The organism is Nocardia kruczakiae NBRC 101016 (genome assembly GCF_001612965.1).
In the GTDB taxonomy this organism is placed as follows: domain Bacteria; phylum Actinomycetota; class Actinomycetes; order Mycobacteriales; family Mycobacteriaceae; genus Nocardia; species Nocardia kruczakiae.
In genome coordinates, this window is sequence record NZ_BDBL01000070.1 from 2,767 (window position 1) to 27,345 (window position 24,579).

1 protein-coding gene is annotated in these 24,579 nt (G+C 67.5%); it reads right to left on the bottom strand.

Features of this window, described 5'->3' with window-relative positions:
* Complete coding sequence (locus tag NK1_RS32005) at positions 1–24,552, bottom strand: non-ribosomal peptide synthetase (protein WP_084461836.1); 24,552 nt, start codon at positions 24,550–24,552, stop codon at positions 1–3.
* Positions 24,553–24,579: the final 27 nt, after the last annotated feature.

Here is a 24,579-nt window from a genome sequence, read left to right on the forward strand (position 1 = left end):
TCACCATTCGTTCATCGCCCTTTCGACGAGCGGGCCTACCTCGGACAGCGCGTGAGGATGGCTCAACTCGAGATGACGCGCATCGACCACCTTGTTGTAAACCTCGCCGGTGACGTAGACACGCCACTGCTTTGCGAGTGCGTCGTGGTCCGAGTGGTCCTTCCCCGCGGTGAAGAAGACCAGATCTCCGTCGAAAACGCCGGGCCGGTGATCATCGGCGATATGGCTCGCGGTTTCGAAGCTTTCCATCACCCGATCGACCTGTTCGGTGGTGAACAGCCCGGTTCCGGTTACCTGGTCACGGATGACGGCCCACGCTCGTTCGTAGGTGTCGGCTTGCGCGTCGGCTCCGAGGCCGAACAGCTCTCGCCAGCCGCCGAGCAGATCGGCCATGAGCTGTCCCGGTGCCGGGTCGTGTGCCGTGACTGGCGAAGCACTCGGCTCTTGCGCTGCGGCAACCGCGCTGTCCAGTACTGCCAGCGTTCCGACGGTTTCACCGTCTCGCTGGAGCGCCACCGCCATCGCGTGGGCGATGTGCCCGCCCAATGACCAACCGAGGAGGTGATAGGGCCCGTTCGGTTGAACTCGGCGAATCTCGGCCACATAGCGTTCGGCCAGTTCTTCCACGGACTCGGCACGGGGTTCACCCGCCACGACGTGGGGATCCTGTACACCGTAGACCGGCCGGTCTTTGTCCAGATATTCGAGCAGACCACCGTAGAACCACGCCAACCCGCCGGCGGGGTGCACAGCGAACAGCGCGGGTTTCGTTCCCTTCGTACGCAGGGGAAGCAGCACGTCCAGGCCGGAGCCACCGCCTTTCGTCTCGTCGGCCCGGCGCGCCAGCACCCTCGGCGTCGCGTCGTCGAACATCCACGGCAACTCGATCGTCACACCACGCCCTCGCAACTCGGTCACGACCATTGTGGCCAGCAGCGAGTTACCACCCAGGTCGAAGAAGCCGTCCGACACCCCGACCCGCTCGACTCCGAGAACCTGCGAGTAGACGTCGCTGATCACTTTTTCCGTTCGAGTGCGCGGCGCTACGAATTCGTCGGCCGGCACGTCGAAATCGGGTGCGGGCAAGGCCTTCCGATCGAGCTTGCCGTTGACCGTCAACGGCAGATCCGGCATCACCATGACCGTCGAGGGCACCATATAGCTGGTCAGGAACTGCGCGGCGAGCTCCCGCACCTCCCCCGGTTCGACCGGCTGTCCATCGACGCTCACGACGTAGCCGACCAGCTGATCCACGCCGCGCTGGTGGCGGTGCACCGCCACGGCCGCCCGGGCCACACCCGGATGCCGCAGCAGCGCCGCCTCCACCTCACCGCATTCGATGCGGTACCCGCGCAGTTGAACCTGCGCGTCGGCGCGGCCGGTGTACGTCAGCTCCAGGCCGGTCGCGGACCCCTGCCACCGGCCGATATCGCCGGATCGGTACAGCCGGGCACCGGCCGGATGGAACGGGTTCGCCACGAACCGGCCCGCGGTCAGCGCCGGCGCCCGCAGATAGCCGCGCGCGAGTTGCCCGCCCTCGACGTAGATCTCGCCGGGGACACCGATCGGCACCGGCTGCAGCCGAGAGTCGAGCACATACACGCGCAAGCCCGGCAACGGTGACCCGATCCCGGCCCCGTCCGTCCTGTCGACCTCGGTGAAGGTCACGTGCACGGTGGTCTCGGTGATCCCGTACATGTTGACCAATCGCGGCGAGCCCGGCGGGTGCGCCGCGAACCAGCCGACCAACCGCGACCTGTCCAGTTCCTCGCCGCCGAAGACCACATAGCGCAGGGCGAATTCCGTTGCTTCGCTGCGGGTTTCACGGTCGGAGCGCTCGGCGTCGGCGAACCCGTAGAACGCCGACGGGGTCTGGCTCAACACCGTCACGCCCTCTCGTGCGACGAGGTCGACCATCGCCTGCGGCGAGCGGGAGGTGTTGTAGTCGACGACGACCACCCGGCCACCCGTCAGCAGCGCACCCCACATCTCCCACACCGCGAAATCGAAGGCGTAGGAGTGGAACAGCGTCCACACGTCCTCCGGGCCGACGTCGAATCGCTGCGCTGTGTGGGTGAACAGTGTGATCGCATCGCGATGAGTGATCGTCACGCCCTTGGGCCGGCCCGTGGACCCGGAGGTGTAGATCACGTAGGCGACATTGTCGGGGCGCGGCTTCGGGGGTGCACCTCGACCGTGCACGGTCGCTCCCGCACAGTCCTCGGCGAGAATCACGGGCGCGGCGCATTCCGGGATCGCCCACGCCATCTTCGCCGACGTCAGCACCGCGGCCGGGGCGGCGTCGTCGAGGATGAACCGCAGTCGTTCGGGTGGGTAGGCCACATCCAACGGCAGGTAACCGGCGCCCGCCCGCACCACCGCGAGCAGCCCTACGACCAGCTCGACCGACCGCGAAAGCGCTACTGCCACCAGCGATTCCGGTCCCACACCGTGTTCGGTCAATCGTGCGGCCACCTCGCCGGCGCGCCGATCGAGCTCGGCGTAGCTCAGCTGTGTGTCGCCGTCGGTCACCGCGATCGCGTCCGGCCGGGCCGCGACCTGCTGGGCGAACAGCTCCGCCAGCGTCACGTCTGCGACCGGCAGTCCGGCCGTCCCGGCCGCCTGCAGTAGTTCGCGCCGCTGCGCCGCTCCGACGATGTCGATCTCGCCGACCAGCACCGACGGATTCGTGGTCGCCTGCTCCAGGGTTTGCACGAACGCCGCCGCGAACCGGGCCATCGACTCCTCGACGAACAGGTCGGTGGCGAAGGTCAGCCGGCCCGTCATGCCGGCCGGGCGCCCTGCCACGTCCAAACGCTCGACCAGCTTCACAGCCAGATCTGCCTGCGCCTGATCGAAGCCGGACTCCACCGGCTCGATGCTGAGACCTGGCAACTCCAGCGTGGCCCTGCTCAGGTTCTGGACGTCGAGGGTGACCTGATACAGCGGCAGATGCGCGGTCGAGCGGGGCGGATTCAGCATCTCCACGATGTGTTCGAAGGGCACGTCCGCATGCGCGAACGCGGCCAGGTCGTTCTCACGTGTCGCGGTGAGCAATTCGGCGAACGGCCGATGCGGCGACACCCGCGAGCGCAGGACGAGCGTGTTGACGAACATGCCGATCAGATCGTCGAGTTCGCGCTCCCCGCGCCCGGCCACCGGGGTTCCGACCGCGATGTCGTCGCACCCCGACAGCCTGGACAGCACGACGGTCAACGCGGCGTGCAGCACGATGAACGCCGTCGCGTTCGATGCCCGTGCGACGGCATCGATGCGCGTGTGCAGTGCGGCCGGCAGCTCGAAATCGATCGAGCGGCCGCGCATCGACGCCACTCGCGGCCGGGGCAGATCGGTCGGCAATTCGAGCAGTTCGGGCAGCCCGGCGAGGGTGTTGTTCCAGAACCGCAACTGCCGGGCGGCGAGTGAGTCCGGATCGTTCTGTTCGCCGAGCAGCTCACGCTGCCACAGCGCGTAGTCCGCGTACTGGACCGGAAGAGCCGGCCACAGCGGTTGCGTCCCTTGCCGAGTCGCCTCGTATGCGACGGCGACATCGCGCGCCAGCGGCATCATCGACTGACCATCGGCGCAGATGTGGTGCACGCATACGACCAGAACATGGTCGCGGTCGTCGACGGCGAGCAGTTCGATCCGCAGCGGCGGTGCCTGTCGCACATCGAAACCCTCCGAGACGACAGCGATTACGCGGTCGATCAGCTGCTCTTCGGCGACCGGCACCGGCGTTATCACCGGTACGACCGCATCGCTGGGGAGGGTGAGCTGATGCGGCGTCTCACCGGAGATGGGGAACATCGTCCGCAGCGACTCGTGCCGATCGATGATCGACGCGCACGCGCGCCGCAGTGCGTCGATATCGAGTTCGCCCCGCAACCGGATCACCAGGGGGATGTTGTACGCGCCGCCCGAGGTGTCGAACCGGTTGAGGAACCACATCCGCTGCTGTGCCGGTGACAGCGGTACGAGCGCCGGCCGCGTTCGCGGGGTCAGTGGGGTGCGGACATGGCGGTCGAATGTCGCCACGCGGGCCGCGAGGTCGGCGACCGTCGCCGTGTCGAACACGTCGCGCACCCCGATGCGCACCCCGAGCGCCGCGCTCAACCGGGCGGTCACCCGCGTCGCCGACAGCGAATCTCCTCCGAGACCGAAGAAGTTGTCCGTCGCGCCGACTCGGTCGACGCGCAACACGTCGGCGAACACCTCCGCGACCCGACGCTCGGCGTCGGTGCGCGGGGCCACCCACTCGGTGGCGGCCGCGAACGCCGGCGTGGGAAGCGCCCGGCGATCGAGTTTGCCGGTGGTGGTCAGGGGCAGTTCGGCGAGCGTCACGATCGCATCGGGCACCATATGCGCGGGCAGCCGCAACCGCGCGGCGGAACGCACCTCGTCCGTGTCCACCTCCGCGGCGCCGACCAGATAGCCGACGAGGCGGTCGATGCCACGCTCATCCTTGCGCAGCGCCACGCCCGCGCGCTCGACGCCGGGCTGACCGGCCAGCACGGACTCGATCTCGCCTAGTTCGATGCGTTGACCGCGGATCTTGACCTGGAAATCGCGGCGGCCCAGGTATTCGAGCGTGTGCTCCGCAGTCCAGCGAGCCAGGTCGCCGGTGCGGTACATGCGGGAGCCTGCCGCGCCGAAGGGATTGGCCACGAACGCACCGGCGGTCGCTGCGGATTTGTTGACGTATCCCCTGGCCAGTTGAGCGCCCGCGAGATACAACTCCCCGACCACCCCGGCTGGTACCGGCCGCAACCATCGGTCCAGTACGACGGCGTCGACACCGCGAATCGGAGTGCCGATGGTCACCGCCTCGCCGGTGTGCAGATCGCTCATCACGGCCAGGATCGTCGCTTCGGTAGGCCCGTATCCGTTCAGCAAACGCCGCCCCGGCGCCCACGTCGCGACGGTGTCGGCCGTGACCGCCTCACCACCGGCGGCCAGCACCCGCAACGATTCCAGTCCGGCCGGAGACATCGTCGCGAGCACACTCGGTGTGAGGAATGCGTGCGTAACTCGCTGGGCCGCAATCAGTTCCGCCAATGCCTCGCCGGCGAACAGCTCCGGCGGCGGCACGACGAGGGCCGCGCCGCTGCTATGTGCCAGCAGCACCTCGAGAACCATCACGTCGAAGCCCGGAGCGGCGCCCAACAGCACGCGTGCCCCGCTGTCCACGCCGAAGCGATCACGCTGTGTCACCGCGAAATTCGCCAGCCCCTCGTGGGTGACCGCCACACCCTTCGGTGTCCCGGTCGAGCCCGAGGTGTAGATCACGTATGCCACATCCCGGATGTGGGGCGGGCGTATACGCTCCGCAGTGGTCACGACCGCCGCCGGGTGCGAGGCGATCGACGCTGCGGTGTCCGGGTCGTCGAGGACCAGAGCGTGCACCCCGCCGGGAATCAGGTTCCGGGTCGCGGAGTCCGTCACCGCCACTCGCACAGCGGAATCCGACATCATGTGCGCGATCCGTTCGGCCGGGTTGCGCGTATCGACCGGCACGAACGCCGCTCCGGCTCTGGTCACCGCCCACAACGCGACGACGAACTCCACCGACCGCGGCATGACCAGCGCGACCTGATCGCCGGGGCCGACACCACAGCCGATCAGATAGCGCGCCATCTGGTTCGACCAGGCATCCAGCTCGGCGTAGGACACCGTTCGCTCGCCCGAGATCACTGCCGGCGCCGCGGGATCGCCCGCCGGCAACTCCGCCATCGGGCGCGGGGCGGCGGCGCTGCCGCCCCAGGCGGGTACCAACTCCCCTCGCTCGCACGCCGACAGCAGATCGATCGCGCCCAGTGGCATGCGCGGATCGGCCGGAATCGCGCGCAGCACCGCCTCGATGCGAGCGGCGAGCCCGGCCGCGTCGGCGTCATCGATGCGGGACCGCTGGTATCGGACTCGGATGTGCAAGTGGTCGGTGTGATGGGCCTGCACGGTGATCGGGTAGTGCGTGGCGTCGCTGCCTTCGGCCGAGACCACTCGCATCCCATCGATATCGGCCTCACCCAGACCGCTGCTGTCGACCGGATAGGACTCGAACACAACCAGGGTGTCGAACAACTGGGTGCCACCCGCGGCGGCCATGATCTGCGACAGCTCGACGTAGTGGTGCTCGAGCAGACGCGTGTTTTCGGCCTGCAACCGATCCAGCGCGTCCTCGATGCTCAGATCCCGGGCCACGTCCGCGGCGACCGGAATCGTATTGATGAAAAGGCCGATCATCGATTCGACGCCCGGCAGGTCGGCGGGACGACCCGACACCGTGCTGCCGAATACGACGCGCTCGACGCCGAGCAGATTGCCCAGCACCGTCGCCCAGGCGAACTGCACGATCGTCGCCATCGTCACCCCTCGTGCCCGGGCGAATTCCACCAGCTCGGTGGTGACGGCGCGATCGAGCACGATCGCCAGATCGATCGGGATATCCGTGGTCGCCGCCGCGTGTGGATCGGCGACCAGTGTGGGCTCACCGATATCGGCCAGCGCGTGTCGCCACGCCTCGATACCGGTCGGCCAGTCGCGGCGCTGAAGCCAGGCGAGGTAGTCGCGGTAGCCGGCGGCGGCGGGCAACAGTTCCGCCCGGGCGTCCACGGCGTACAACCCGATCAGCTCACGCCACAGCAGCGGCAGGGACCAGCCGTCCAACAGGAGGTGGTGCGCTGTCAACACCAGCCGGAACTCCTGCGCTCCGACGACGATGAACACGAATCGCAGCAGCGGCGGATCGGCGGGATCGAAGGTCGCCGTCCGCTCGGCGGCGATCACCTCGTCCACAACCTCTGTGCCCGAGCACGATTCGAATCTGCGCCAGGAGAGGCCGGTGTGGGCGGGCACAACCTGCGCGGCAACGCCGTCGGCCGTGCGCGTGAACGCGGCCCGCAGGTTGGGATACCGCTCGAGCAAAGCGTTCGCAGCCCGCTGGAGCCGGTTCTCGTCGACAACGCCGGCCAGCGCGATCACCGATTGCGCGGTGTAGACGTCGAGTTCGCCGGAGGCGAGTTCGGCGTGGAACAGCAAACCCGCCTGCAGCGGCGCCAGCGACCACACGTCGGTCAGCCGACCGTATCGGCCGGCGAAGGCGTCGAGGTCGGGCTGGGTGACGTCGACGAGGGCCACGTCGGCTCGGGAGAGTCCCCAGTCGGGGTTCGTCCTGGCCGCTTCGGCGATCGCGGTCACGGCGTCGACCCATTCGTCGACGAGTTCGGCCACGTCGTCGTGGTCCAGCAACCGCGAGGCATAGCCGATGTGCGCCGACAATTCGGGTCCCGCCGCGGTATCCGCGATATGCACGTCGATGGTGAGCGCCGCCGCGGCGGGCATATCCGGGTCGAAGGCGCCGCGCCGGTCGAACCGGTCATCGGTAGGCACCCACGCCAGGTCCGACACGGCGGTGAGGTCGACACCGGCGCGGCCGAGATTGTTGAAACTGATCTGCGGCTCGGGTGCTTGCGCGAGCCGCTCGGTGGTGTCGTCGTTGAGGTAGCGCAGCAGACCGTAACCGATTCCCTTGTCAGGGATCTCACGCAACTGGTCCTTGACGGCCTTGACCGCGGTCCGCGGGTCCGCGTACTCGATCCCGTTCAGGTCGAGCGCGACCGGATAGGCGTTGGTGAACCATCCCACCGTGCGGGAGAGGTCTGCTCCCGCCGCGATCTGCTCTTCTCGCCCGTGCCCTTCGAGGAGGACCTTCACGCCCGCGTGGGCCACGCCGCGCCGCCCGCGCCAGCGGGTCACCGCCACGGCCAGCGCGGCCAGCAGCGCATCGTCGATGCCCCCGCGCACGGCGTCGGGCACGGCGTCGAGCAACGCGGAGGCGACCTCCGCCGGGAGGGACACCGCCAGGTTCCGCACGGTCGCGTGGGTATCGACCGCGGGATCCAATGCCGCACGGCCCAGCAGCGGATCAGCTGCCGCACTCATCCGATGCCACAGCTCGAGTTCGCCGGCCCGCTCGGCAGCGGCGGCGGCCAGCGCGTGCGACCACCGGCGCATCGACGTGCCCGGCGCGGGCAGCTGCGCGGGCTGCCCGCACGTGACCTGTTGCCAGGCCGCCACGAAGTCCGGAATCAGGATCCGCCACGACACCGCGTCGACGGCGAGGTGATGAATCACGATGAGCGCTCGGGCCTCGGCATCGACGCCCGGTTCGGGCAGCAGGCACACCACCTGCAGCATCCGGCCCGCGGCCGGATCCAGACCGTCCGACGCCGCGGCCAGCGCCGCGTCGGCCACGCCGGTGAAACCGTCACTGCCCGGCGCCTGGTCGGCACCGAACGTGCGCGTGTGAACCGAGCTCGCGGCGTCGGCCGCGCTGACGGGCAGCACCTCCAGCCCGCGTTCGCGCAGCCGCGCGCGCAGCATGTCGTGCCGTTCCAGCACCGCCTGCACGGTCGCGATCGCATCGTCGACTCGCGCGTCTGCGGGCAAGCGCACCAGCATCGACTGCGCGAACCGATCGGCCGGTGCGAGCCGGTCGACGAACCACGACACGATCGGTGTGAAGGGGACCTCACCCACACCGCCCCCGGGCAGCTCCTCGAGCGCCACGCGTTCGGACGCCGCGGCCACCTGCGCCAGCCCGCGAACGGTCTTGCGCTCGAAGATGTCTCGCGCGGTCACGACCACACCGGCGGACTTGAGCCGAGATGCCAGCTGGATCGACATGATGGAGTCACCACCGAGCGCGAAGAACGATGTCGTCGCGCCGACCGATGCGACGCCGAGGACGTCGGCGAAGGCGGCCGCGATCGTGCGTTCCATGTCGGTGGCGGCGGCCGCCGCGTCGTCTTCGGTGATATCGAAGACCGGCTCCGGCAACGCTTTCCGATCCACCTTGCCGGTCGAGGCGAGCGGCATGCGGTCGAGCACGGTGATCACCGTCGGCACCATGTGCGCGGGCAACGCGGCAGCGACGTGGTCGAGTACCGCGCTGGGTTCGACGCCGGCGGCGGGTTCGGTCACGATGTAGGCGGCCAGTATCGGCTGCCCGCCGGGCCCGGTGCGGGCCACAGTGACGGCGGAGACCACCTCGGGGTGGGTGAGCAGTGCGGCGTCGATTTCGCCGAGTTCGATGCGCTGACCGCGAATCTTGATCTGGAAGTCGATGCGGCCGATGTATTCCAGCGCGCCGCGCGCGGTCCAGCGGACCATGTCACCGGTGCGGTACATCCGCGAACCCGGTTCCCCGTAGGGATTCGCGACGAACGCACCCGCTGTTGCCACGGACCGATTCAGGTAGCCGCGCGCCAACTGAGCGCCCGAAAGGTAGAGCTCCCCTTCCACTCCGACCGGCACCGGCCGCAACCGTGCGTCCAGGACCACGGCCTCCGCACCCCGGATGGGCCCGCCGATGGTGATCACGTCCCCGGGCTGCACCGGGTCGCTCATCGTGATGACGATTGTTGTTTCCGTCGGCCCGTAGATGTTGTGCAAACGCCGGCCCGGTGCCCAGGCGGCGACCACATCCGTCGCCACCATCTCTCCGCCGACCGCCAGCATCCGAACGCAATCGAGGCCGGTGGGCGACATCGTCGCCAGGACACTCGGTGTCAGGAACGCATGCGATACCTGGTGCGTCCTGATCAGCTCGGTCAGCTCCGAACCGCCGAATACCTCCGGTGGCGATACGACCAACGACGCACCGGCGACGTGCGCCATCAACGCCTCGAGCAGGACCGCGTCGAAGGCAGGCGCGGCCACTTGCAGCACTCGCGAGGCGCTGTCCACCCGGTAACGGTCACGCTGCTCGGCCGCGAAGCCCGCCAGTCCTTCGTGTGTGACGACAACGCCCTTCGGCTTTCCCGTCGACCCGGACGTGTAGACCACATATGCCGCGTCTCGAATCTGCAAGGCCCGCAGGCGATCCGCGTCCATGATGGCGCGCTGCGAACGCGAGGCGATATCGGCGGCCGACCGCGGATCATCCAGGTGCAGCCAGTGGACACCGTTCGGCAACGACATCCGCGCTGCCTCGGTCGTGACCCCGATCTCGACACCGGAATCGTTGACCATATGCGCGATGCGATCGGCGGGATACCGCAGATCCACCGGCACGAACGCGGCGCCGGTCTTCGCGATCGCCCACAGGGCGATGTGATAGTCGACCGACCGTGGCACGGCGAGGGCGACGAATACACCCGGCCCGACGTCCTGGGCCACCAGATGGGCGGCGAGCTGGTTCGACCGACGGTCGAGCTCCCCGTAGGTGAGGGTCTGCCCATCTCCGATCAGCGCGATCGCGAAGGGGTGCGCGACCGCGGCCGACGCGAGCAGCACGGGAAGCAGGCACGGCGTGGTCGTACCGGCGCCACGTGCGGGAAGCAGGCGTTGCGCCTCCTCGACACTCAGCAATCCGACCTCGCCCACCGGCCGGGTCGGATCGGCCGTGACCGCTTCGAGTACGCGAACGAACCGCTCTGCGAACGATTCCACGGTCGACTCGACGAAAAGATCTGTGGCGTAGACGATCTCGACATCGATACCGGCGGGCCGCTCATCCTTCACGCGTTCGGTCGCCAGCACGGTGAGGTCGGTTTTGGCCTGTGCCACGCCGGGATCGAGGAGTTCGACATCGACACCGGACAGCGCGAACCGGGCCGTGCGCATGTTCTGCAGACCGAACATCACCTGGAACAACGGTGTATACGCGGTCGACCGGGGCCGCTCCAAGGCGTCGACCAGTCGTTCGTAGGGCACGTCGGCGTGCGCGAGCGCCTCCACATCGGTGTGGCGCACCTCCGACAGAAATTCACTGAACGACCGGTCCTCACGTACCCGCGTGCGCAACACGACGGTGTTGACGAACATGCCGACCAGATCGTCCAGCGCCTGGTCGCCGCGCCCGGCAACCGGGGTGCCGACACAAATGTCGTCGCTGTGCGCGGTGCGAGCCAGCAGGATCGCCAGCGCCGCATGGAGCACGACGAACACCGTGACGCCTTCGCGGTGCGCCAGCCGCACCACAGCGTCGTGCAGTCGCGGCGGCACCGCGATGTCGATGCTGCCGCCGGCCGTCGACACCGTGGCCGGCCGGGGCCGATCGGTCGGAAGGTCGAGCATCTCCGGGGCGTCATCGAGAACATCGCTCCAGTAGGCGATCTGCCGCGCCGACAACGACGCCGGATCGTCCTCGGCGCCCAGCATGTCGCGCTGCCACAGCGCATAGTCGGCGTACTGCACTTTCAGCGGTTCCCATTGCGGCACAAGACCGTTCACACGTGCTTCGTAGGCGGCGAAGATATCGCCGGCGAGCGGCGCCATCGAGGAGCCGTCAGCGGCGATGTGATGAGCCACGAGCACGATCACGTGCTCTTGCGCGCCGATGCTGTACAGCCGTGCACGCACGGGCGCCGACTGCGCGATGTCGAAACCCGCCCCGGAGGCCTCGCGGATCCGGTCGGTCAGCTCTAGCTCGCCGGCGACCGTTTCGGGAACAAGCACCAGTTCCGCCGCCATCGCGGACACGTCGTGCACCACCTGGCACGGCTCGCCGTCGACGGCGGGATATGTCGTCCGCAGCGGCTCGTGCCGGGCCACCACGTCGAGCAGCGCCGCCTGCAGCGCAGCGACGTCCAGGGCACCGATCAATCGCGCCGCGAAACAGATGTTGTACGCCGCCGACGCGGTGTCGAACTGATTGAGGAACCACATCCGTCGCTGGGCCGCCGCCAGCGGCACGGTCGCCGGCCGTGTCCGTGGTGCGAGGGGAATCGTCGTGGAATCGGTCCGCCGGGCGAGGTGCTCGGCGAGCCGTGCGATCGTCGGCTCGTCGAAGATGTCACGGATGCCGACCTCGACACCGAGGGCTGCCTGGGCCCGCGCCGCTATCTGCGCGGCCGAGAGCGAGTTGACACCGATCTCGAACAAGTTCGCCGTCACGCTCACGCAATCGGCTCCCGTGACCTGCGCGACGATATTCGCGAGTACCGTTTCGGGGCCGGTTCGAGGTGGCACGAATTCCTCGCCATCGTCGAACGTCGGCTGCGGCAACGCGGCTCGATCGAGCTTGCCGTTCGCGGTGAGCGGCATCGAGTCGAGCACTTCTACCGCGGCCGGAATCAGGTACGGCGGCAGCGAGCGACTGAGCTGGTCGCGAATCGCGCGACCGCTGGTTATCGCGCCCGGCGCCGGCGTCACGTATCCGACGATCCGATCCGAGGTGGCGACAACGACCGCGCGAGCCACCTCCGGCAAGGCGGACAGCGCGGCTTCGATGTCACCGGGTTCGACCCGCTGTCCGCGGACCTTCACCTGGAAGTCGCTGCGGCCCAGAAATTCCAACTCGCCGGCCTTCGTCCATCGGACCAGATCGCCTGTGCGGTACAGCCGCTCCCCCGGGTCACCGAACGGGTTCGCGACGAAGGCCGCGCACGTGAGAGCGGCACGAGCGTGATAACCCCGCGCCAGCTGTACACCCGAGACGTACAGATCGCCGACGACCCCGATGGGGACCTGCCGCAGCCGCGCATCGAGCACATGAACCCGCATACCGGCGACGGGTGTACCGATCGGAACCGTCGCGCGAGACGTCACGCCGGGCAGGCACCGCCGGGAGGTGACGACCTCTGCCTCTGCGGGGCCGTACCAGTTCACCAGATCCGCGTTCACGAACACCTGCGCCGCAGCGTCGACTGTGCGCTGTGCCAGCGCCTCTCCCGCGACGAATACCCGCCGCACGGACGACATCTGCGGGGAGCCCGTGGATTCGAGAAGCACGTCGAGCATCGACGGGACGAAGTGCACCGTGCCGACCTGATGGCGCGCGATGACATCGGCGATGTACGCCGGATCGCGGTGCCCGTCGGGCGCGGCGATCACGATCCGAGCGCCGGTCTGCAACGGCCAGAACAATTCCCAGACCGCGATATCGAACGTGATCGGAGTCTTGTGCAGCACCACGTCGGCCGTGCTGTGCGGCCACTGCTGCTGTGCCCACGCCAGCTGACTCACAGTCGCTGCGTGAGTGAGGGCGACTCCCTTCGGGACACCTGTGGAGCCGGAGGTGAACAAGACGTAGGCACGGTGTCCCGCCTCGAGCGGCACGCGCCGCTGGGCGTCGGTGATCGGGCTGTCGGGCATACCCGTCAGGTCCAGTCGATCGATCCGCACAGAGTCGAATTCATCCGGCAGTTCGGCGCCGTCGGACGTGGTGGTGAGCACCACCAGCGGCTGTGCCGCATCCAGCACGCGCGCGATACGCGCACTCGGATGATCCGGATCGATCGGAAGGAACGCGGCGCCCGACTTCACCACGGCGTACAGAGCCGTGACGAGCTCGGCAGATCGGCGCACGGCTACTGCCACAACGGTTTCGGGCTCCGCGCCACGGGCGATGAGCCATCCGGCCAGACGATTGACGCGGGCGTCGAAATCCCGGTAGGTCAACACCTCACCGTCCGGGCCGACGACCGCCGGAGCGTCGGGCGTGCGCGCTACCTGTTCGTCGAAGGCATCGACAAGGGTCCGGCCCGTCACGACGGCGTCGCCGGTATCGTTCCACCGTTCCAGTAGCTTCCGGTCGGCGGCACCGAGCAGATCGATCCGATCGACAGTCGTGCCGGCATCGGATGCCGCGACATCGAGAACGTGCACGAACTGCTCGGCGAAGCGTCGCACGGAGTCTTCATCGAACAGATCTGTGGCGTATGTCATGCGCAATCGCATGCCGGCCGGCTCGTTGTGTGTGCCGTGTTCCTCGGTCATCATGAGCAGCAAGTCGTAGATCGCGGCGCTGTCGCCGGGGTCGACGCTCTCGGCAGTGAGACCAGGAAGCTCGACCCGTGCCCGGGCCATGTTCTGGTAGGCGAGCATCATCTGGAACAGCGGGGTGTGCGCCGTCGATCGTGGCGGGTTCAGCGCATCGACGAGCTGCTCGAACGGAACATCGGCATGGTCGTATGCCTCGATGTCGGTGCGCCGCACGTCGTGGAGCAGGCTCATGAATGTCTGGTCGTTCGTGATGCGGGTGCGCATGACCAGTGTATTGACGAACATCCCGACCAGGCCGTCCAGCGACCGGTCGCCGCGCCCGGCGTGGGGCACACCGATGGTGACGTCGTCGCTGCCGGACAGTTTCGACAGCACGATGGCCAGCGCGGTGTGCACCACCATGAACGTCGTGGCCCCGGCTCTGCGCGCCAGCGACTCCACCCGGCCGTGCAGTTCAGCGGAGATCGCGACGTGGGTCACCGCTCCGCGTTGTGTCTGCTCGCTCGGCCGCGGCCGATCGGTGGGCAGCTCCAGCAGATCGGGGATGCCCGCCAGTCGAGTTCGCCAGTAGGCGATGTCGCGGGCGACGTAGGAGTCCGGATCGTCCACCGAGCCGAGCACCTCGCGCTGCCACAGTGCGTAATCGGCGAATTGGAGGGGCAACGGCGCCCATTCCGGCGCGGTGCCGCTGGACCTCGCCCGGTAGGCGGTGACGATATCGGTGGCCAGGGGCGCCACCGAATAGCCATCGCAACTGATGTGATGGACAGCCATCGCGATCGTCCAGGTGGTGTCCGACAGCTGAAACAGCGCGACGCGCACCGGTACCCGCTGCGCAACATCGAATCCGATGCTCGAGAATTCGGCCAGCCGCTGCGCCAGCTCGCGCTCGCCGATCGGCTGAGGCGTGAGATCGCATGTGGCGAGCACGTCGGCCGCATCCAGCACAACTTGAGCCGCCGTACCGTCGACTGCCGGGTATACCGTGCGCAAGCTCTCGTGCCGCTCGATGACGTCGCCGAAGGACGCTGCCAGCGCTTCGACATCGAGGACGCCTTCGAGCCTAATCGCCAGCGGCACAACGTATCCCGCCGATTCGGGATCGAATTGGTTGAGCAACCACATCCGACTCTGCGCCTGCGACAGCGGAAGGCGATCCGGCCGGGAGCGCCGGGTCGGCGCAGGAAGGCCCGGTACCGCGCGCAAATGCCCGATACGTTCGGCGAGGTCGGCCACAGTCGATGCCGCGAAGATCACGTGCACCGGTATTGATACGTCGAGAATATGGCCGATGCGGCTCAATGCGCGCGTCGCAAGCAGCGAATTACCGCCCAGGTCGAAGAAGCTGTCGTCGGCGCCGACCGCCGGCAGCTCGAGAAGCTCGCCGAAGACCCCGGCGATGGTCTGTTGGACAAGACCTTTCGGCTCCCGGTACTCGGACGGGTGGGTGCCCGCTTCCGGCATGGGCAGTGCCCTGAAATCGACCTTGCCGTTCGTCGTGAGCGGGATCGAGTCGACCCGTACCACCGGTGTCGGCACCATGTAGGCGGGCAATCGCTGCAGCAGGAAACTTCGCACCTGCCTGACGTCGAGCGCGGGTTCGGCCACCACGTAGGCGACCAACCGCTGCTCGTCGCCGTCGGTGCGTACCTGCGCGACGGCCCCGTGCACCTGCTCGTGGGCGAGCAACGCCGCTTCGACGTCACCGAGTTCGATCCGCAGCCCGCGAATCTTGACCTGAGAGTCCGCGCGACCGACGTACCGGATATCTCCGGCCTCGGCCCAGCGGACCAGGTCGCCGGTGCGATACAGGCGGCCGCCGGCGGCACCGGCGAAAGGATCGGCAACGAACGTCGCCGCCGTCAGACCCGGCCGCCGGTGATAACCGCGCGCCAATTGGATTCCGCCCAGGTACAACTCGCCGGTCACCCCGGGGGGAACCGGACGCAGCCGCGAATCCAGTACGTGGACGACCACGTTGGCTTCGGGAGCTCCGATCGGCACCGCGACGGCATCGAAATCTTCTATCCGGTGGGCGGTCACGCTCACCGCGGCCTCGGTCGGCCCGTACAGGTTGTCGATGCGCGCGTCGCTGAGATCGCGGAACCGGCGGACGGTGGCGGCCGGGAGCGCCTCGCCGATGCACAGCACACGGCGCAGGTCGGGGAACGCGCCGGGAGTGGCCACGTCGACGAAGGCCGAGAGCAACGACGGGACGAAGTCCACGGTCGTCACCCGATACTCCGCCATCAGCCGCGCCACGCCAGTGGGGTCGGCGTGCGCGTCGGGACCCGCGACAACCAGCGACGCGCCGCACGTCAACGCCGAGAACAGTTCCCAGATCGACAGATCGAACGTGAACGGCGTCCGCAGCAGCATGACGTCGTCGCCGCCCAGCCGGTAGTGATCGCGCATCCACCGGAGTTGGTTCACGACCGCGGCGTGCGCAATGGCGACTCCCTTCGGCACGCCCGTCGACCCGGAGGTGTAGATGACATAGGCCAGATCGTCCGCACGCAACGGCCGGGTCCGGTCGGCGTCGGTCACCGGCGCCCCGCCGATGTGGGCGGTCTCGAACTCTTCGAGCGTCCACACCGCAACGTCGTCGGGCAGAGTCACCGTGTCGGCGCGACGGGTGAGGACCGCGCTCGGCCGTGCGGCGGTGAGCACGGCCCGCAGGCGGTCGATCGGATGATCCGGATCCAGGGGCAAGTAGGCCGCGCCGGCCGCGTGAATCGCATACAGGGTGGTAAGCATCTCGACGGAGCGCCGCATCGCCACTGCCACAACGGTTTCCGGGCCGATCCCGTGTTCGATCAGCGCGCGGGCGAGTGAATTCACTCGCGCCGCGAACTCACCGTAGGTGAGTCGATCCCCGGTCTCAGCGGCCAGAACCGCCGTGTGCTCCGGCGTCTCCGCCGCTTGCGCCGCGAACATCTGCGCAATCGTCGAGCTCGTACGGCGGATGGTCTTCCCCGTCGAGCGTGCGGTGAGTACGCGTGCCTCGTGTGCCGACAGCAGATCGATGTCGCCGACGGCCCGGGCCGGATCGGCGACGACCGCGCGCAGGAGCGACAGGTAGCGCTCGAACATCGTGGTGATCGTCGTCTCGTCGAACAGGTCTGTGGCGTACCCGAATTCGACTCTCATCTCGCCCGGTTCACCAGCGGGTCCGAGAGTGTCGACGAGGTTCAGATGCAGGTCGTATTTGGCCACGCTCGGGTCGGGCATGTGAGCCGAAACCGTCAGGCCGTCGAACGTCACCGTGGGGATATCGATGTTCTGGAACGAGAATCCGACCTGGGTCAACGGCGCGTGGGCCGTTGTGCGCTGCGGGTTCAGTACCTCCACGAGGCGTTCGAACGGGATATCGGCATTCTCGAAGGCGCCCAGATCGGTGGCCCGGACCTGTTCCAGAATCCGGGTGAAGGACGCATCGGGCTCGATGCGCGTCCGCAACACCAGTGTGTTGACGAACATACCGATCAGACCGTCGAGTCCCGGCTCTCCACGGCCTGCGATGGGCGTACCCACTGCGATGTCATCGGTTCCCGACAGTCGCGCCAGCAGCGCCGCGAACGCGGCGTGCGTCACCATGAACACCGTGGTGTCGTGGCGGCGGGCCAGCCCGGCCAGGTCACGATGCAGGTCGGCCGGCACTGTCGTCGACACCGTCGCCCCGCGGAACGATTGCTGTACCGGTCGCGGACGGTCAGTGGGCAGGTCGAGCACTTCGGGCAGATCGGCGAGAGTTGCCTGCCAGTAAGCGATCTGGGCCACGGTCACACTGTGTGGGTTGTCTTCGGTACCCAGCAGCTGACGTTGCCACAGGGCGTAATCCGCGTACTGCACGGGCAACGGCGCCCATTGCGGAGCTTGCTGCCGAGTGCGGGCTCGGTAGGCGGTCGTCAAGTCGGCGGCGAGGGGGGCGAGTGATGAACCGTCGATGCTGATGTGATGAACCACGAGAACCAAAGTGTGCTCGTCGGTTGCAGTGCTCAGCAGCGTGATTCGGCAGGGCACGGCGGAGGTGACGTCGAATCCGGCCGCAACTTCGGCGGCGATCCGTGCCTCTACTTCCTCCGCCGCGACGGGCACCGGCGCCAGCGTCGGCAGAACGGCATCCACCGGGACGATCACCTGATGTGGGCCGCTTTCGCTGTCCGGGTAGACGGTGCGAAGGGACTCGTGCCGGTCGAGCACATCCGCGATCGCGGCGTGCATGGCGCTCACATCCAGGGTTCCCGACATGCGCACGACCAGCGGAACGTTGTATACCGCAGAGCCGGTGTCGAATCGGTTGAGGAACCACATGCGGGTCTGGGCGGGTGACAGGGGAATTCGGTCCGGGCGCTGCTGTGGCTCGAGCGGTGCTCGTCCGGCCGCGTCGGCGGCGCGGAGGCGCTGCGCCAACTCCGTGACGGTGTCCGCCTCGAACAGGGCGCGCAGTGGTACGTCGACGCCGAAGGCGCTGCTCAAGCGGGCCGCGGCACGTGTAGCCGACAGCGAATTGCCGCCGAGATCGAAGAAACTGTCCAGGGCACCGACTTGCTCGATGCCCAGAACTCCCGCGAAGACATCCGCGACGCTCTGCTCGGCCGCGTTGCGAGGTGCGACGAACTCGGTGGTCATGGCGGCGAAGACCGGTTCCGGCAGTGCCGCTCGATCGACTTTGCCCACCGACGACAGCGGCAGCGTGTCGAGCACCATCACCGTCTCGGGCACCATGTGCGAGGGCAAGCGCTGCGCGACATGGTTCACCAGTTCCGCTGTATCGATATCGGCTCCGGCGGGGACCACATATCCGGCCAGTCGGGTGCCGCCGTCGGTGGCAACTCCTACGGCGACTGCTGCCGCGACGTGGGGATGTCCGGACAGAACGGCTTCGATTTCACCGAGTTCGATCCGCTGGCCGCGGATCTTGACCTGGAAATCGGTGCGCCCGACATATTCCAGCGTGTGCTCCGGTGTCCAGCGGGCGAGATCTCCGACGCGGTACATGCGGGTGCCCGGCGCACCGAACGGATTGGCGACGAACGACGCGGCCGTCCGGGCGGGCCGATTGAGATATCCGCGAGCCAGTTGGATGCCGGCGACGTACAACTCTCCGGTCACCCCGACCGGCACCGGCCGCAACGACGCGTCCAGCACCACAGCCTCTACTCCACGGATCGGACCACCGATCGTCACGAGGTCGCCGACACACAACGGATCACTGATCGCGACCATGATCGTGGTCTCGGTCGGTCCGTACCCGTTGAACAGCTGTCGTCCCGGCGCCCACACCGCCACGGTTTCCGGGGACACGGCCTCTCCGCCGGCCACCAGCACCTGCAGCGAATCCAGTCCGGCGGGCGACATCGTCGCCAGCACGCTCGGTGTCAGGAACGCGTGGGAAACCTGGTGTGTCCGAATCAGTTCCGCCAGCTCACGGCCGGCGAACACTTCCGGGGGCGAGATCACCAGCAGGGCGCCGTTGGTGTGCGCCATCAGCAGCTCCAGCATCACCGCGTCGAAACCGGGCGCGGCGACCTGCAGCACGCGCGACCTCGAATCGGCCCGGTAGCGCTCCCGCTGTTCGGCCGCGAAATTCGCCAGGCCCGCGTGGGTGACCGCCACGCCCTTCGGTGTGCCTGTCGATCCCGAGGTGTAGATCACGTATGCCGTGTCAGCGGCTCGGCAGGGGCGCATCCGGTCCGCGTCCGTGACGGTGGCGGCCGATCGTGTCGCGAGCGACGCCTGGGTGTCCGGATCGTCGAGAACCAGCGCTCGAACCGCGGTCGGGAGCAGGTTGCGCGATTTGCCGACGGTGATCGCGATCCGCGCGCCGGAGTCCGCGATCATGTGTGCGACACGTTCTGCCGGGTTGCGAGGATCGACCGGAACGAACGCGGCACCTGCCTTGGTCGTCGCCCACAGTCCGACCACAAATTCCATCGACCGAGCCATCATCAACGCGACGTGATCGCCCGGGCCCACGCCCTCCTGGATCAACACTCGCGCAAGACGATTGGACCACTCGTCCAATCGGCCGTAGGACACCGTGTGCGCACCGGACACGATCGCCGGCGCATCGGGATCTCCGCCCAGCAAGTTCGCCAGCACCGACGGTTCGACGCCGACGCCTCCCGACGCGGGCACCAGCTGCATTCGCTCGAGCCCCGACAACAACTCCACATCACCGACCTGCGCGCCCGGGTTCGATACAAAGGCATCGAGGACTCGGTTCAGCCGCGCGGCGAGCTCCTCGATCGTGCCCCGGTCGAACAGGTCTGTCGCGTAATTGATTCGCAGACCGACGTCGCCGCCCGCAGCCGAGTTCTCGGCCACCGTGACGATGAGGTCCACCTTTGCCGGCTCGGGTCCCGGATCCAGGATCTCGACCGTGAGCTCGGGAAGCTCCAGTTTCGGCCGGTCCATGTTCTCGAAGGCCAGATAGACCTGACACAGCGGGGCATACGCCGATGAATGTGCCGGATCGAGTTTCTCCACGATGCGTTCGAACGGCAGATCGCGGTAGGCGAAGGCGTCGACGTCGACATCTTTGACCCGCGCCAGGAATGCGGTGAGTGATTCGTCGTCGCGCACCTCGGTGCGCAGCGGCACCGTATTGACGAACATTCCTATGAGCGGCTCGAGCGCGCGTTCACCTCGGCCCGCGACCGGTGTCCCGATGGTGATGTCCGAGGAACCGGACAGTCGGGCGAGCAGCACGGCCAGTGCGGCATGAACGACCATGAAGGTCGTGACATTCGCGGTGCGCGCCAACCGCTCGATCTCGCCGAAGGTTTGAGACGGGATCACCGTGTGCGCGACGTCGCCGCGCAGGGATCGGCGGCTGGGGCGCGGGCGGTCGGCGGGGAGTTCCAGCACCGGCGGCATGCCCGCCAGTCGCTGTGTCCAGTAACCCAATTGCTGCGTCGCCAGCGAGTTCGGATCGTTCTCGTCGCCGAGCAGTTCCCGGTGCCAGACGCTGTAGTCGGCGTACTGCACCGTCAATGGCTGCCAGTCCGGAGTCTTGCCTTCCGACCTCGCGCTGTACGCGGTTGCCACATCGGCGGCGAGCGGTCGCAGAGATGAGCCGTCGCAGCAAATATGGTGCAGCACAAGGACAAGGACGTGGCACCGCCGGTCGCCGGTCGCAAGCAGCGCGCCCCTGACCGGCGGACCGAGGTGCACATCGGTCCCGGCCGAAGCCAGCTCACGAATCCGGTTTGCGATCTCGTCGGGGTCGGTCGGCTTCGGCGTCAGATCGAGTTCCGCGACGACTTCCTCGGCCGGCAGAACGGCCTGTGTCCCTGTCCCGTCCACGGCCGGGTAGAAAGTGCGCAGTGACTCGTGCCGGTCGATCACGTCGGTCAGGGAAGCACGCAGTGCCGCGGTGTCGAGACGTCCGGTCAGCTGCATCACCAACGGAATGTTGTATGCGGCAGAGGCCGGATCGGCTTGGTTGACCAGCCACATTCTGTTCTGCGCGGGTGCCAGCGGCACCGGCCCGGACCGCCGCGCCGGGCTCAGCACCGGCCGGCGCGCGTGGTGGCCGGCCTCGATATGCGCGGCGAGTTCGGCGACCGTCGGTTTACCGAACAGGTCGCGGACCGACACATCGCGTCGGGTTACCTCAGCGATGCGCACGGCCGCGCTGGTCGCGGTGAGCGAATTGCCGCCGAGTTCGAAGAAGCTGTCCGACACGCCGACCCGCTCCAGGTCGAGAACCTCGGCGAAGACGTCTGCGATCGACTCTTCGACAGCGGTGCGCGGCGCGACGTACGCTGCGGCCGAATCGAATATCGGATCCGGCAGCGCACGGTGGTCCACCTTGCCGTTGACCGTGAGCGGCAAAGCCGCCAATACGACGATGCCCGCGGGGACCATGTATTCCGGCAGCCGCGCACCGACATGGGCGCGAAGGGATTCGGTTTCGCAGATGGCGTCTTCGGCCGGCACGACATAGGCGACCAGCCGAGCCGCCTCCGTGCCCGGACGGTGTACGACGACGACGGCCGCCGACACCGCGCTGTGACTCAGCAGTGAGTTTCGGATTTCGTCCAGCTCGATCCGGAACCCGCGCAGTTGCACCTGTTGGTCGGCTCGGCCACGGTATTCCAACTCGCCGTTGTGGTTTCGTCGTGCTACGTCACCGCTGCGGTACAGCCGCTCGCCCGGCTTCCCGAACGGATTCGCGACGAAGCGTCCGGCGGTCAACGCGGGGCGGTTCAGGTAACCGCGCGCGAGTTGAGCGCCTGCGACGTAGATCTCACCCCACGCGCCGAGCGGGACCGGGCGAAGACGCTCGTCCAGGACGAATGTTCGCAGACCCGGCAATGCCGGCCCGATCGCGCTCGGCGCGCCCGGCGCGGCGATGTCGCGTGTCAGGCCGAGATAGGTGACGAATACCGTGGTTTCGGTGATCCCGTAACTGTTGGCCAGCACAGGCGAATTCGGGTTGTTCTCGTACCAGTCGGCCAACCCCGCCGGATCCAGCGCCTCGCCCGAGAGGATGACCAATCGAAGCGATAGCGTACCGTCGGGCTCCCCCGCGGTGGCGTAGCGCTGCCGGGCGGCTGCGAACTGGAGGAACGCCGAAGGCGTCTGGTTGAAAACGGTCACTTTCTCACGGACCGCGAGCCGCACGACATCGTCGGGCGAACGCGTGGTGAGGCTGTCGACGATGACGACTCGGCCTCCGCTGACCAGGGCGCCGAATATTTCCCACACCGAGTAGTCGAACGCGAACGAGTGGAAGAACGTCCAGACGTCCTCGGCGCCCACTCCGATCTCGGCACACGTATTCACCAGGTGGGTGGCGACGGCGCGATGGGATATCGAGACACCCTTCGGCCGTCCGGTCGATCCGGATGTGTAGATGACGTAGGCGACGTGGTCGGAACGCAGTGCGCTGGTGCGTTCGGCATCGGTGATCGGAGCCGAGCGGTCGCCGGGGTCCGCACGGCGGTCGTCGTCGAAGAGAACCACGCGTCCGTGGTCACCCGGAATATGCTCGCGCATAGCCTGATTCGTCACGATGGCGATCGGGTCGGCGTCGTTCAACACGTATTCGAGCCGCTCGGCCGGGTGGGCTACGTCCAACGGCAGGTATCCGGCGCCCGACTTCAGTACGGCGAGGACGACGACGAGCAGGTCGACATTCCGCGGCATGGCGATGGCCACGAGAGTCTCCGGCCCTGCACCGAGGGCGATAAGCCTGCGCGCGAACCGTGTGGACGACTCGTCCAGTTCGCGGTAGGTGAGGCCGGTCTCGCCTGATGTGACAGCCACCGCTGACGGGCTGGCGGCAGCCTGCCGGGCCAGGAGGTCCACCAGAGTCTCGCCGGGCGATTCTCCGGGGCGGCCGGCGAGTTCCCCTACGATTCGCAGCTTTTCGCCGGGGTCGACCAGCGGGACGTCGACAATGGCGGTGCCTGTCGGCGACTCGATCATCCGGTGCAGGAATGCGATGAATCGGTGCGCATGCAGTTCGAGTTCATCCTGGTCGTACAGGTTCGCGTTGCCGTGCAATTCGATCAGCAGCGGCGCCTCGGCGCCGGGCCGATACAGGTTCAGCTGCAGGTCGTCGAGCACTCCGGACGTCAAGGCACGGTAGCGTCCCTCCGCTGCCCCGAGGCGAATCTCGGAGTCGAAGAAGAGAACATTGACGATCGGCCCGAACGAACTCGCCGCCGCGTCCAGCGCATTCGAGTCCCGGCGCAGGTCCTCGAATCGGTAGAGCTGATGCCGCATCGCCGAGACGAGTTCGCACACCGAGGCGCCGACCAGCTCCTCGACGGTAGTTGTCGCGTTCACACTGAATCGGATCGGCACCATGTTCGCCAACATGGCGGCGGCGTTGCGCAGTTTCATCGTCACGCGCCCGCTCACCGGCATCGACAGCACCACGTCGTCGGTTCGTGTCATCCGGGCGAGGAACGCCGCGAATGCTGCGATCACCACTTGGGCGGCGGAGGCTTTCAGGTCGTCGGCGAAACGGTCGAGCCGTTCGGACAACTGGGAGGGGAGCTGTCGGCCGACTACGCGGTCGTCCTTGCTCCAGCGTGCGGTGCGGCCCGACAGGCTTGCCGGCGTCGGAAGATCGGCGACCTTGTCGAGCCAATACGACTTGTCCGTCTCGAAGCGAGAGCTGGCGCGGTAGGTCTGCTCCGTCTCGACGATGTCGCGCAACTTGGCTGCCACCAACTTCTTGGGCGGCCTGTTCTCGAGTGTCGCGTTGTAATGTTCGGCTACTCGGGTGATGAGATTGAACGCACCGTAACCGTCGATCACCAGATGATGAGCACGCGCGTACCAGAGGTGTCGGTCCTCGGAGATCCGGATGAGCCGTGTCACCGCGAGCCGGTCACGGCTCAGGTCGGCGACCTTGGTGTTGTAGTCGCGGCGCATCCACTCCATCGCCGCTTCGAACGGATCGTCCTCGGCACTGAAATCCAGCACGGGCTCGTCGTAGACGATGCTGCGGTCGACGAATTGATATGGGCGACCGTCTGATTCGACGACCCGCACCACGGGTGACTCGATCTCGAGCGCGGCACTGTTGACTGCCCGGGCGAACACATCGGCGTCGATCGGGCCTTCGAGGTCGACGTACTGTGCGATGTTGACCGCCGGTCCGCCCGGCATGCTGTCCGCGAACCACATGCCGTGCTGCGCTCGCGAGAGCGGAATCAGATCCAGCTCGCAGTGGACAGTTCCGGTTGGCTTCAGATTCATCGTGTAACCCCTCGCTCGGACTCGCGGGCATGCGGCACAACGGACATGGACTGCTGGGTGTTCGAACAGTGCAATGGGTGTTTCAGAGCGGCGGGACACAGTTCCGCCGTCCGGGACCTCGTATTC